At 47.1% G+C, this 13,238-nt stretch carries 11 protein-coding genes; 10 read left to right on the forward strand and 1 reads right to left on the reverse strand.

Annotation, left to right across the window (positions count from 1 at the left end):
- Positions 1-105 precede the first annotated feature (105 nt).
- From AC060N_RS17225 to AC060N_RS17265, 9 genes are all read left to right on the forward strand, one after another.
- Complete coding sequence (locus tag AC060N_RS17225; protein ID WP_479524856.1) at positions 106-1,104, forward strand: hypothetical protein; 999 nt, start codon at positions 106-108, stop codon at positions 1,102-1,104.
- A 102-nt stretch (positions 1,105-1,206) separates the two neighbouring features.
- Positions 1,207-2,235, forward strand: coding sequence for a metallophosphoesterase family protein (locus tag AC060N_RS17230; protein WP_479524857.1), 1,029 nt, complete (start codon positions 1,207-1,209; stop codon positions 2,233-2,235).
- A gap of 126 nt (positions 2,236-2,361) precedes the next feature.
- Positions 2,362-3,369: a lysostaphin resistance A-like protein gene (locus AC060N_RS17235; RefSeq protein WP_479524858.1), complete on the forward strand. Its 1,008-nt coding sequence runs from the start codon at positions 2,362-2,364 to the stop codon at positions 3,367-3,369.
- A 10-nt stretch (positions 3,370-3,379) separates the two neighbouring features.
- Positions 3,380-4,303, forward strand: coding sequence for an ABC transporter ATP-binding protein (locus AC060N_RS17240; protein WP_479524859.1), 924 nt, complete (start codon positions 3,380-3,382; stop codon positions 4,301-4,303).
- 54 nt (positions 4,304-4,357) lie between these two features.
- Positions 4,358-5,692, forward strand: a complete 1,335-nt coding sequence (locus AC060N_RS17245) for an ABC transporter permease (RefSeq protein ID WP_479524860.1) — start codon at positions 4,358-4,360, stop codon at positions 5,690-5,692.
- Positions 5,693-5,962: 270 nt separating this feature from the next.
- The gene (gene cysK, locus AC060N_RS17250) at positions 5,963-6,874 is read left to right on the forward strand and encodes a cysteine synthase A (RefSeq protein ID WP_479524861.1); all 912 of its coding nucleotides are present in this window, start codon (positions 5,963-5,965) and stop codon (positions 6,872-6,874) included.
- A 207-nt stretch (positions 6,875-7,081) separates the two neighbouring features.
- Positions 7,082-8,014 (forward strand): Ppx/GppA phosphatase family protein, encoded by a 933-nt coding sequence (locus tag AC060N_RS17255; protein WP_479524862.1) that lies wholly within the window; start codon positions 7,082-7,084, stop codon positions 8,012-8,014.
- Positions 8,015-8,021: 7 nt separating this feature from the next.
- Positions 8,022-9,179 (forward strand): sigma-54-dependent transcriptional regulator, encoded by a 1,158-nt coding sequence (locus tag AC060N_RS17260; RefSeq protein ID WP_479524863.1) that lies wholly within the window; start codon positions 8,022-8,024, stop codon positions 9,177-9,179.
- 59 nt (positions 9,180-9,238) lie between these two features.
- The gene (locus AC060N_RS17265; protein ID WP_479524864.1) at positions 9,239-9,880 is read left to right on the forward strand and encodes a nitroreductase family protein; all 642 of its coding nucleotides are present in this window, start codon (positions 9,239-9,241) and stop codon (positions 9,878-9,880) included.
- Positions 9,881-9,892: 12 nt separating this feature from the next.
- Here the strand turns inward: AC060N_RS17265 and AC060N_RS17270 are convergent, their stop codons facing one another.
- A complete protein-coding gene (locus tag AC060N_RS17270; RefSeq protein ID WP_479524865.1) occupies positions 9,893-10,828 on the reverse strand; it encodes a diacylglycerol/lipid kinase family protein in 936 nt (311 codons plus the stop codon).
- A gap of 153 nt (positions 10,829-10,981) precedes the next feature.
- On the opposite strand from AC060N_RS17270, the gene AC060N_RS17275 reads away from it, so the two are divergent.
- Positions 10,982-13,204, forward strand: a complete 2,223-nt coding sequence (locus tag AC060N_RS17275) for an APC family permease (protein WP_479524866.1) — start codon at positions 10,982-10,984, stop codon at positions 13,202-13,204.
- Positions 13,205-13,238: the final 34 nt, after the last annotated feature.

Here is a 13,238-nt window from a genome sequence, read left to right on the forward strand (position 1 = left end):
TTGAACATCCGGGTTAATTTTCCTAAAATTGCAGGCAAAACTAACCTGTCGGACAAACAAATGACTGTGACGGGAATAAGTACTGAACCGAAAAAACATGTATCTATGAAGATCTGGTATTCCTTATTCGCTATATTGATTCTCTTTTCGGCCTGTAGCCATAAAAAATCAAACAAGCTGAAGCACATCCCGTCGTTGCAAACCATTGACAAGCCTTACGGTCAGTTGACGAAACTGGAAGCAGACACAACGAAAGTAAGAGACTGGCCATTCCTGATTTACACCCCCTCGGAAGAGCGCATTAAGCACGAAACACCTGTTATTTTGTTTGTCCCGAACAACACAGGAAAAGCCACCGACAATTTCGATTGGGAAGCCAAGCAGGCCATCAAGGATGCCCGGGCCATGGCTCCGGAGCTGACCGAACAACTGCCGGTGATTTATGTAACGTCGATTTTTCCGCGCCCGCTGCAATACGAGCAGTGGAGAATCTATACGCACGCACTCGACCGCGACGTGATGACTACTTCGCACAAAGCATTGGCACGACTGGATTTGCAGGCCATCGAAGCCTTCAACGAAATTAAAGAGATACTGAAAGAGCGCTGGGGCATCGAAACCGACCCGAAGATTGCCGTCATGGGCTTCTCGGCTGCTGGTATGTTTGCCAACCGCTTCACAGCTCTGCACCCCGAAATGGTAAAAGCATCCGTGGTGGGCTCGCCCGGAGGCTGGCCCATTGCCCCGCAAGGAGAATGGGAAGGACGAACCTTGCGCTACCCGGTTGGTACCGGCGATTTCAAGGAATTGATTGGTAAGCCGTTTAATTTGCAGGCGTTCCGGCAAATCCCCATGTTCTTTTTCATTGGCAGCGACGACACGAATGACTCAGTGCCGTATGACGATGGTTACGACAAGGCCGACCAGGAGCTGATTTATAACCTTTTCGGGAAAGATATGCAGCAACGCTGGACCGAAGCAGAGAAGCTCTATAAGGCAGACAGCATCAATGCCACTTATGAAACCTATGACGGTGTGGCTCATAAAGTGACCGACCAAATGAAAGAAGATGCCATTTTATTCCTAAAGAAAAATCTTCAGTAGATTGTTATATTTGAAAAACCTGACTTTTCCGGCTACAACCTAACATCGGAGCGGTTCCAGAAAACGCCGCTCCCATTAATGTTTAGATAAAAAGTACAGGTTATGGCATTCAACAGACGTAATTTCCTCAAAACCTCAGCCCTTGTAATCGGGCTACTGACCATCGTTCCATCGATGCAGTCGTGCAGTTCAGGCCGCCGGCCCGAGCATGTTTCATTTGCCGTATGCTCGGATGTCAATGCCGATGTCATTCCGGATGCAGCCAGAAGGCTAAAAGATTTCGTTAAAGCTGCAGAGAAGAATAACGTCGACTTCATTATCTCACTGGGTGCCTTTTGCCCGCCCAAGCCGGAATACAAAGAATTCATCAACATCTGGAATAGCTTTGACGGCGATACGTACCAGGTCCTCGGGGAACATGACCTGGACGAAGCGTCCAAGAATGATTTCCTCCGCTTCACCGATATGCCATCGAACTATTACGCGTTCAAGAAAGGGAATGTCCATTTCATCGTGCTCGATACCAACTACCTTTTTTTCCGGAACGAATACATCGATTATGACCACGGCAACTTTTACGACGAGGTGAAAAAAGGCGTAAATTACGTTTCCCCGAAAGAACTGGATTGGCTGAAGAAAGAGCTGAAAAGATCGAATTTAACCACCATCATTTTCTCTCACCAAAGCCTGGAAAATCCCCAGGGTTGCGCCAATGGTGCCGACGTGCGGAAGATTCTGGAAGAAGCCAACAAAGAGGCCGGATACAATAAGGTGGTAGCTTGTTTCAGCGGACACGACGGTACAGATGTTGAAAAAACCATCAACGGCATTCATTACATTCGTATCAACAGTTTGTCGTACCGTTGGGTGGGCGAAGATTACCAGAGCGATAAGCACTACCCTGCCGCTATCGATCATAATTTCCCGCTGGCGAAGTTTACGCTTCCTTATAAAGATCCGTTGTATGGTATCGTGAAAATTACGCCTGGAAAACTGACGTTAACCGGCAAGCAGACGAGCTTCATTCCGCCCGAGCCTGCCAACCTGGGTGTTCCATACAACCTCAACGGCTCGCCCGTAACTCCGGAGATTTCGAATCGCCAGTTTACGTGGGAAAAACAGGAAAAATAACTTCACGTTGTACAGAATTCGGAAAATAATTTCGTTTTTTCAGTAAAATTCCATGTAAGATCTGTAACTATTCGGAAGGTGAATGAACCAATGTAAGTGAAGTTGCATTCACTAAACTTAATGAACGTGGAGTTTTTTAGTTACGCTTTCCAGGGAAAAACCAAATTCCGCTACTGGCTGCTCATGTTTTTACTGCTGTTTATTTTCGCGGAGATGTTGGGTTCTCTCCCGTTTATTGCAGTCATGGCCATCCAGGCAACGCGCGGTGTCGATTTACACTACTCTGCCAGTAACCCGATGGATCTGACCGGCATGGGAATTCCCCCGAGCGTCGGAATTATCCTGGCGATGATGCCGTTTGTACTGGGCTTTGTCGCTTTCGTAATTTTCATGAAACCCGTTCATCAGCGGCCTTTCAAAACGCTGCTGACGGGTGCGCGCCGCTTTCGCTGGAAACGTTTCTTCTGGGCTGCATCCGTTTGGCTCGTTCTGCTGGCGGCTTATTCGCTGGTAGCTCACCTTACGGGAATTGAGACCTTTCACTGGAGTTTCGATCCCTCCGGCTTTATCGGCCTCATTCTCGTGGCCATTTTCATTATCCCGCTGCAAACCGGTTTCGAGGAAATACTTTTCCGCGGCTACCTGATGCAGGGATTTGCCCGGTTGACGCTTACCCGTTGGGTTCCGCTAATTGTGACGACGCTGATATTCGGAAGTCTTCACTTTGCCAATCCGGAAGTACAGGAATACGGCGCGTGGATGGTGATGCCGCAGTATTTATGGTTCGGATTATTCTTTGGCATTTGCACCATTATGGATGACGGTCTGGAACTGGCCTGGGGCGCCCACGCCATTAATAATATTTTCGGCACGCTGTTCGTCACGCAGGAAGCGAGCGCCATTCCTACCAAGGCCTTTTTCATGATAACGAAATACAATCCATCGTTCGATATTCTGGCGCTTGTAGCCATTTCGCTGGTTTTCATCTGGCTCGCCGCAAAGCGGTTCCGATGGAGAAATTTTTCACTTCTCTTTAAAAGAATTCATTTACCTTTAACTGAATATAATCAAAACGAAATCATAGCCGAACCTGAAATTCAGCCGGCCAAATCAATTGACAATTCATCTTATTAACCTTAAAACCATGGAATTATTTTCAGCGCAAAATGTTGTAAAAAACTACAACAAGTTCCGGGCTCTGTCGGAGGTGAGCATTTCGGTAGCCGAAGGAAGCATCTTCGGGTTACTGGGTCCCAACGGAGCCGGAAAAACAACACTGATACGCATTATTAACCAGATTACCGCGCCCGATAGTGGTAAGCTGGAATTTAAAGGACACCCGCTCAAGTCGGAAGATGTTTACCGGATTGGTTACCTGCCGGAAGAACGCGGTCTGTATAAAAAAATGAAAGTTGGCGAACAGGCACTTTACCTGGCCCAGCTGAAAGGCATGAGCCGCCGCGATGCCATGAAGCAGCTCAAATACTGGTTCGAGAAATTCGAGATTACTCCCTGGTGGGACAAGAAAGTGATGGAGCTCTCCAAAGGGATGCAACAGAAAGTGCAGTTTATCTGTACGGTGCTGCACCAGCCCGAGCTGCTCATTTTCGATGAACCGTTCAGCGGCTTCGACCCCATCAACGCCGACTTACTGAAGAATGAGATCCTGCAATTGCGCGATAAAGGAGCCACCATTATTTTCTCTACACACAACATGGCTTCGGTCGAAGAGCTGTGCGATCACATTGCGTTGATCGATAAATCGAAAAAGATTCTTGACGGACCGACCCAGGAAATACGCCAGCAATACAAGTCAAACATTTTTGAAGTGGAATACCGGGGCGATTACGACAAGCTCACAAGGAATTTGGGCAACGCTTTCCAGATTCTTCATAACGAGCCGGCGGAAACAGCCCACAAACTCGCGGTGCAATTTGTCAATGGCAGCTCGCCCAATGAATTGCTTCGCAACCTGCTCGAGCATGTGGAAATTCTTTCGTTCAACGAAATTATTCCCAGCATGAATGATGTCTTTATTAAAGTCGTCACCGAGAATAAGCAAAACTAATTCAGGTGTCTGCAAAACCGTTCCACAAATTTCAATCACAGAAAAACATTGACTATGAAAAAAGTTGGTATCATCATAAAAAGAGAATACAACACGCGGGTTAAAAAGAAATCATTCATTATTCTAACCCTGCTGATGCCGGTCCTATTTGCCGCCGTCACCATTTTGCCGACCTACCTGGCTACCATGAACGATACGGAAGAGCGCACGGTAGCTGTTTACGACGGCTCGGGCATTTTTCTCGGAAGGCTGGAAAGTACGGAATACACCAAATTCCATTTCATTCCGAAAGAAGATTACGATAAACTGCGCGACAACCTGAAAGGCTCGAAATATTATGCTTTGTTGTCTATTCCGCCCAATGTCGTTACCACGAATAACGTTGAGCTCTTTTCAGAGAAGAACGTTCCCTTCGATTTGAAGAACAAGATTGATAACAACCTCTCCAGTATTCTGGAAAACGATAAACGATCGGCTTTACTGAAAGAAGCTGCCGTGCCCGATTTGGAACAGAAGCTGGAAGCTGCTCGGACCAATATCCATGTGAATACCATCCGCGTAGGCGACAAAGGCGAAGAGCATAAAAGCTCTACGGAAATCGCCATGGTCCTCGGCTACATCTTTGGCTTCATGATTTACATTTTCATTTTCATATATGGCACCATGGTCATGCGTGGCGTGATGGAAGAGAAGCAAAACCGAATCGTCGAAGTGATTGTCTCCAGCGTGAAACCCTTCGAGCTGATGATGGGAAAAATCGTTGGTATCGCTTTGGTCGGACTCACACAGTTTGCCATTTGGGTGACGTTATTTATTGGAATTTTCCAGGTAGCTAAAGGCTTCATTCCCGATATGTCGCCTGAGCAGACACAAAACCTCATGGCACAAAGTCAGATGAGCGGACAAATGGAAAGTGTTGCCCAAAGCAGTCAGGTGCAGGAAATCTTTTCCATGATGAGCAGCATCAACTTCCCGTTGATAATTGGTTGCTTCTTTTTCTTCTTCATCGGCGGTTATCTGCTTTACAGTTCGCTGTTTGGTGCTGTTGGTTCCGCCATCGATGCTGAAGAAGATGCACAACAGTTTACGTTGCCGGTCACCATTCCGCTTATCATCGCCATCATTGTCATGATGAACGCTATTACCAACCCGGAAGGACCGATTGCATTCTGGTTTAGCCTGATACCGTTTACTTCTCCGGTTGTGATGATGGTGCGAATACCGTTTGGTGTCCCTGTTTGGGAACTCATCCTTTCGATGGTTTTACTGGTCGCCACATTTATTGGAACCGTTTGGGTAGCTGGTAAAATTTACCGCACCGGAATCCTGATGTACGGTAAGAAACCAACCTGGAAAGAGCTGGGCAAATGGCTCACCTACCGGAGTTAAACCGGAGTGGTGAATTTTCATAATAATTAATATAAAATTGACTTGATTCATTCGGACAATTTTATCCGAAATATCGTATATTTGTCATAGCATGAATATCCTAAGAAGCCATATGTGCAATTGTTGTACCTGTTATACCGCTAACAGGAAGGATATTCTATGCGCAAGCTGATTCTGATTTTTTAGTTCCATAGAAAAACCTTCCCGAACCGGGGAGGTTTTTTTTTGTTCAATTATACTGTTACATCATAACCAATTATCAGACGAATTATGAAAGTTAAAACTATTCTGGAAACCATTGGTAATACGCCGCATGTACGTATTAACCACCTTTATCCCGACGATTACGAGGTATATGCCAAAGTGGAAAAAACCAACCCGGGAGGCAGTATCAAAGATCGTATTGCACTGCAAATGATTAATGATGCGGAAGAAAGAGGATTACTAAATCCCGATAGTATTATCATCGAGCCAACTTCCGGGAACACCGGTATTGGACTGGCTCTGGTGGCTGCTGTAAAAAAGTACAAGCTCATCCTGGTCATGCCCGAGTCAATGTCCGTTGAGCGCCGTCGTATTTTAAAGGCGTACGGTGCCCAACTCGAACTGACCCCGAAGGAACAAGGAATGAAAGGAGCCATCAATCGTGCGAAAGAGCTCGCAGAACAAAATCCCGGTTCGTTCATCCCATCCCAGTTCGATAATCCGGCCAACATCCAGGCACATGCTGAATTTACAGCAAAAGAAATTTTATCTGATTTCCCGGAAGGAATTGATTACCTGATTACCGGCGTAGGAACGGGCGGACACATTTCCGGTGTTTCGATGGAGTTGAAAAAACGCTTCCCCGATATGAAAACATTTGCCGTTGAACCGGAAACTTCACCCGTGATTGGTGGCGGAGCCCCGGGACCTCACCCGATCCAGGGAATTGGTGCCGGCTTTATCCCGGAAAACCTGAAAACGGAAACGCTGGACGGAACCATTCAGGTATCAAAAGATGAGGCGTTTGAATTTGCTCAGAAAGCGGCAGCAGAGGAAGGATTACTGGTTGGAATTTCATCCGGTGCATCGCTGGCCGCGGTGAACAAGAAAATCAAAGAGCTTCCGAAAGGCAGCCGTATTCTGACTTTCTCCTACGATACCGGAGAACGTTACCTGTCTGTTGACGGACTATTTTAATACACGATATTTTACATCGAAAAGGAGGATGGCAACACGCTGTCCTCTTTGTATTTGCTCTTCACTCCCACTCGAATTGCACTTCGCTTTCACCAATCCCCCAATAACAACATTGCGATTTTTCAGTTATCTTTCCCTCCCGTAACCGGATGAACCGGCAGATAAATAGATTTTCTGTAATTAACAGCCAAGCAAAAGATAACCGCAATGAGCCGCAAAGCCATAATCGATTTAGGCACCAATACCTGCAACCTTTTAATAGCAGAGTCACTCGCCAATGGTGAATTTGTCACGTTGTACGAAGGCAAGGAAGCTGTTAAGCTCGGCTTGGGTGGTATCCACAAACAGCTGCTACTGGCCGACGCCATTGAACGGGGATTGAACGCGCTGCACAAACATGCCCGTACCATCGACGAACACCAGGTGGAAGAGGTAAAAATATTTGCCACATCGGCGTTACGCGGAGCGGAAAACCGGGATATCTTTCTCGATGCTGTGCGCACCAACCTGGGCTGGGAAATCGAAATTATTGACGGCGATCGCGAAGCGGAACTCATTTTCAAGGGAGTTAATCTTTCGCTTCCGGTAAACGGCCAAACCATTCTGATTCTCGACATCGGTGGCGGAAGCAACGAGTTTATCCTTTCGCAGGGCGACAACATTATCTGGAAGCAAAGTTTTAATATCGGGATGGCCCGGGTGTTGGAAATCTTCCAACCTTCAGACCCGCTGCACCCGGATGAAATTCTCAAAATGGAACAGTGGTTCGAAGATGAGCTCGAAATGCTCTGGAAGATATGCGAAAACCACCGTCCCGGAATCCTGGTAGGTTGTTCGGGTGCTTTCGACACATTCACCGATTTGTACGAAGAAGTAGAGCCGGAAAGCAACTACCGAACCGCTTCACTTTTACCGGTGGGCGCCTTCCAAAAAATTCATGATACACTCAAAGGTTCAACCTTGCAGGAGCGCCAGAAAATGAAAGGAATGGACCCAATGCGGGTTGAAATGATTGTGGTTGCCTCGGTATTCGTTAACTTTGTGCTGCGCAAACTGGACATCGGTCAGATGTACCAGTCGCATTTCGCTCTGAAAGAAGGCGCGATGCATGAATTTATGTCCAACAAATCTGAATCCTGAAAATATTATGTCTAAAATCCTGGTCATCGACGACGAACGAAGCATCCGCAATACCATGAAAGATATCCTCGGCTTTGAAGGATATACTGTTGATTTGGCCGAAAATGGCCCTGAAGGTCTCGAACTGGTAAAAGCCAATGAGTACGACACCATTTTCTGCGACATTAAAATGCCCGAAATGGACGGCATTGAAGTGTTGCAACGCATCATGGAGATGCGGTCGGATGCTACGGTAGTCATGATTTCAGGACATGGCAACATCGACACAGCTGTCGATTCCATCAAAAAAGGAGCTTACGATTTCATCGAAAAGCCGCTCGACCTCAACCGGCTGTTGATTACCATCCGCAACGCCAGCGACAAGACCAACCTCGTTCAGGAGACCAAAGTCCTGAAACAGAAAGTCGATAAACAGTACGAGATTGTTGGGGAATCGGAGGCTATCTCACGGGTTATCGACATGACCGACCGGGTAGCTCCTACTGAAGCCCGTGTATTGATTACCGGAAGCAACGGAACCGGGAAGGAATTGGTTGCCCGTCGTTTGCACGAGAATTCTGCTCGTGTACAGGGCCCCTTTGTGGAAGTGAACTGCGCCGCTATTCCATCAGAACTGATTGAGAGTGAATTGTTCGGACATGAAAAAGGAGCCTTTACTTCGGCCAACAAACAGCGGAAAGGAAAATTTGAACAAGCTAACGGCGGAACACTGTTTCTTGACGAGATTGGCGACATGAGTCTTTCAGCGCAAGCGAAAGTTTTAAGGGCTTTGCAGGAAAATATTATTTCCCGCGTAGGCGGCGACAAACAGATTAAGGTGGACGTCCGCGTGGTGGCTGCGACGAACAAAAATCTACAGGAAGAAATCGAGAAAGGCAACTTCCGTGAAGACTTGTACCACCGCATCAGCGTTATTCTCATCCATGTTCCTGCACTTGAAGAGCGGAAAGAGGACATACCGTTACTGGCTGAACATTTCAACAAGCAGATTTGCACCGAATACGGTCAACAGCCAAAAGAAATTACCGAAGAAGCTATCAAGGAACTGAAAAATAAGAAGTGGACCGGCAATATTCGGGAATTCCGGAATGTTATCGAACGGTTGATTATCCTTTGCGACAAGGTTATTACCGACGAAGACGTTCGCATGTACGGAGGGAATTGATTTTTTCGTTAAATTCAATTGATGATTAGTTCATCACTAACCAATTAATCAATTGACTTATGAAACGAATGCTTTTCGCCATCGTCGTCCTGTTGGCCGGAATCCCTAACCTATTCAGTCAGGATATCCAGCTTCCCGAGCCCGACAAAACCGGCGGCATGCCTTTAATGGAAGCGCTCGCCAACCGACACTCTACCCGCGAATTTACCAATGACAGCATCCAGCCACAGACGATGTCAGACCTGCTGTGGGCCGCATGGGGAATCAATCGCAGAAACGGTAAACGAACAGCTCCCTCAGCCATGAACCGACAGGAAATTGACGTTTATGTGGCAACTCCCGAAGCGCTTTATGTGTACAATGCAACGACCAATCGGTTAAAGAGAGTGCTGAGCGGAGACATCAGAGCATTGTGTGGTTTGCAGCCCTATGTCGCAACCGCTCCGCTGAATCTCATTTACGTCGCCGACCTCGACAGGCTGCAACTGATCGAAAATTTCGATGACGCACCTTCGGACACGTATGCCAATAGCGGATTCATCGCTCAGAATGTTTATCTCTTCTGTGCCTCGAAAGGACTGGGATGTGTGGTCCGCAGCTCCATCGACAAAGAATCGCTGGGAAAGAAGATGAAACTGAGGCCGCATCAAAAAATACTGTTGGGCCAGACCATCGGGTATCCGGGCGCTGAAGAAGAGTAGCTTTATCTCTCTTTAGAATTTCATCAGTTTATCCAGTGAAAGTCGGGCCAGCAAGCTTTCGGTTGGCTCTGGGACCAGTATGTTCAATGATTTATTTTCGACCGAAAGGTGAAGTGGTTCATTATTAACGAAAGGTTCGCCATCCACCTGGTATCCCAATGTTTCGCCTTCAATCTGAATATCTTTTCCCTGGAAATATTCGCAGTACTTCGAACCATCGAGCTGACGGTTGAATAAACGTAGCGCTAAATCGGGTGCCATGCCTACCGGGAAAGGTTTGAGGATGCAGATATCAAGTAAGCCGTCGTCGACTTTGGCCCGCGGTGCAATAAACGCGTTGTTCCCAAACTGCGAAGTATTGGCCACCGTTACCACGAAAGCTTTCCGGCGAAATGTCTTCCCATCGATGGTAATCCGGTACGAATGCGGTTGGTATGTCACAAAATCGCGCAGTACATGAGCTACATAGGGAAGCGGCCCGCGTAATTTGCTTTTCGCAAAACGACCGGCAATGTGGGCATCAAACCCGACGCCGCAGACATTCACGAATCGGCGACCGTTAACCGTTCCGGTATCGATTACCTTCGGCTGACTGGTCACCATCTCTTTTAGTGCCCGGGCAGGCCACATCGACAGTCCCAACTCACGGCCAAGTGCATTGCCCGACCCCGCTGGTATCAAACTGAAAAACTTCTCACTTCCCGCTACCGCCGAGATAACCTCGTTGACTGTTCCGTCTCCTCCAACCGCTACAAAAACATCAAACCGGTCCCAATTTTCCCTGACCAGGTGCAACGCATTTCCTTTTCCGGTTGTAAAACAGGTCTCGACAGCAACAGCTGTCTCGCCAAATACGCGCGTTATCATTTCCGGGAAATGCTTCTTCCCGCTAATGCCAGCCACCGGATTGATTATAAACAGGTAACGATATGTTGGATTCCCAGTCATACGCTTCTTTTCAGGAACAAAAGTAACCTTTTCGTTTTTCCGGCAGACCGCGCGCCTTTCATTTCTTTCCGATTTATTTTGTGTCGTTGGGCAGTTCGTATTGCTTTTCAGCCGCCAAATCTTATTTTTATCTAGCTAATTTAACCAGATTATATGTCTAACGGTCTCGTCAATCCTAAAGCCAGTTTCGGAACTATGCCGGTATTCCTGACGGCATTATCCACCATTCTCGGAGCCATTCTGTTCCTTCGTTTTGGATGGGCTGTCGGTCAGGTCGGCTTTTATGGTGTCATCGGTATCATCATCATTGGTCATTTGGTAACCATTCCTACAGCTATGGCTGTCGCTGAAATCGCCACAAACCAGCGGGTGCAGGGAGGAGGAGCCTACTTCATCATCTCCCGGTCATTCGGACTGAATATTGGTGCCGCTGTTGGATTGGCGCTTTATCTTTCACAGGCCATCAGTGTGGCTTTTTATGTGATTGCATTTGGCGAGGCTTTTGAACCGGTTTTCGACTGGATTAGGGTAAACTACGATATTGTTCTGGCCGACCGAAGAATCATCACCGTACCGTTAATGCTTATCCTTTCGGTATTGATGCTGGTGCGCGGTGCCAACATGGGTGTAAAAGCGCTTTACTGGGTGGTAGCCATTTTGCTTACATCGCTCGGCTTTTTCTTCTTCGGCGATTCCCCCATCAAACCGGAAGTGATTAACCTGAGCAGCCGGATTCCGAATGGCAATAGCTTCTTCTATGTGTTCACCATTATATTCCCGGCTTTTACCGGATTAGCAGCTGGTCTGGGCCTTTCTGGCGACCTGAAACATCCGGACACTTCGATCCCGCGGGGAACCATTTGGGCTACCCTGGCAGGATTGATCGTCTATTTTTTGGCGGCCTACAAATTTGCTGTTTCTGCGTCGCCCGAAGATTTGGTTGGTGACCAGTTGATTATGCAACGCATTGCTGCCTGGGGGCCCATTATCCCGATAGGACTGGCTGCAGCTTCGCTATCATCAGCGCTTGGCTCTATTATGATTGCTCCGCGAACACTACAGGCCATTGGTGCCGACGATATTTTTCCGCAATTTAAACTCAACCAGTGGCTGGCAAGAGGCAAAAAAGCCGACAATGAACCCATCAATGCATCGACCATCACGATTATCATAGCCTTTGTCTTTGTTTTCGTCGGCGATGTCAACTTCGTGGCGCAAATCATCTCCATGTTTTTCATGATTACTTATGGAGCTATCTGCTTGATTTCACTGCTCGAACATTTTGCCGCCGATCCGGCTTATCGTCCGACTTTCCGCTCACACTGGAGCATTTCATTGATTGGTACATTGGCCTCCTTCTGGGTGATGTTCAAAATGAACATGCCTTATGCCGCATTTTCACTGCTGATCATGACGTTGCTTTATGTGTTCATTACGAAAAGCAAGCATGAGAGACGCGGGTTTAACAAGCTATTCCGAGGCGTAATTTTCCAATTGAGCCGCGAACTACAGATATTTGCCCAACGGGCAGACCGTGAAGACCGCGAATTGAGTTGGCGTCCATTTGCCATCTGCATTTCATGTGACACCTTTAGAAGGAAATCGGCATTCGATTTTATGCGTTGGATTTCACACCGCTATGGTTTCGGAACATACATCCATTTCATCAAAGGCATGTTGAACCGTTCAACAACCGCTGAATCGAAGATAGCTCTCGAGCGCTTACTTAAACTGGCAGCCAGCTTCCCCAACCGGGTTTACCTCGACACTATTATATCGCCGTCTTACACCTCGGCTATCGCACAGGTTGTGCAGCTTTCCGGAATTTCCGGACGGGGAAATAATTTGATTCTTTTCGAATTCTCCCGAACGGATCCGCATTCCATTACCGACGCCATCCAGAATTATCCTATGCTTGAGTCGGCCGGGTTTGACATTTGTATCCTGAATACCGGCTACCGTGGATTCGGTTACAAAAAAGAAATTCATATCTGGATTAAACCGGAAGACTACAAGAATGCGAATCTTATGATTCTTCTGGGATACATCACGTTGGGACATCCTGAATGGAAACGCGGTTTCATTAAAATATTCGCCATCGTTCCACACGCTGAGATGCAGGAGGAACGAAACCGACTAATTCGTCTGATCAAACAAGGACGAATTCCCATCAGCCAGTCGAACGTTGAGATGATACCGCTGGAAGAGGGTGAAGACCGGAAAGAGATCATTTCCCGTTTCTCTGTCGACGCTGACCTGACCATTATCGGTTTTAAAACTGAAAAACTGAAAAATGGTATCGAATTGTTTGACGGGTACGGCGATTTGGGCAATATTTTGTTCGTATCATCTAACCAACACAAAAGCATTGAATAGAAAAGCAGGAGAAATTGCTTGCTCCTGCTCAAAT

This window comes from Prolixibacter sp. DSM 2831, from assembly GCF_056493735.1.

Bases quoted from the DNA above. Each gene is read 5' to 3' on its own strand.
- AC060N_RS17225 (WP_479524856.1), top strand. From the start codon at position 106: ATGAAGATCTGGTATTCCTTATTCGCTATATTGATTCTCTTTTCGGCC.
- AC060N_RS17230 (WP_479524857.1), top strand. From the start codon at position 1,207: ATGGCATTCAACAGACGTAATTTCCTCAAAACCTCAGCCCTTGTAATC.
- AC060N_RS17240 (WP_479524859.1), top strand. From the start codon at position 3,380: ATGGAATTATTTTCAGCGCAAAATGTTGTAAAAAACTACAACAAGTTC.
- AC060N_RS17245 (WP_479524860.1), top strand. From the start codon at position 4,358: ATGAAAAAAGTTGGTATCATCATAAAAAGAGAATACAACACGCGGGTT.
- cysK (WP_479524861.1), top strand. From the start codon at position 5,963: ATGAAAGTTAAAACTATTCTGGAAACCATTGGTAATACGCCGCATGTA.
- AC060N_RS17255 (WP_479524862.1), top strand. From the start codon at position 7,082: ATGAGCCGCAAAGCCATAATCGATTTAGGCACCAATACCTGCAACCTT.
- AC060N_RS17260 (WP_479524863.1), top strand. From the start codon at position 8,022: ATGTCTAAAATCCTGGTCATCGACGACGAACGAAGCATCCGCAATACC.
- AC060N_RS17265 (WP_479524864.1), top strand. From the start codon at position 9,239: ATGAAACGAATGCTTTTCGCCATCGTCGTCCTGTTGGCCGGAATCCCT.
- AC060N_RS17270 (WP_479524865.1), bottom strand. From the start codon at position 10,828: ATGACTGGGAATCCAACATATCGTTACCTGTTTATAATCAATCCGGTG.
- AC060N_RS17275 (WP_479524866.1), top strand. From the start codon at position 10,982: ATGTCTAACGGTCTCGTCAATCCTAAAGCCAGTTTCGGAACTATGCCG.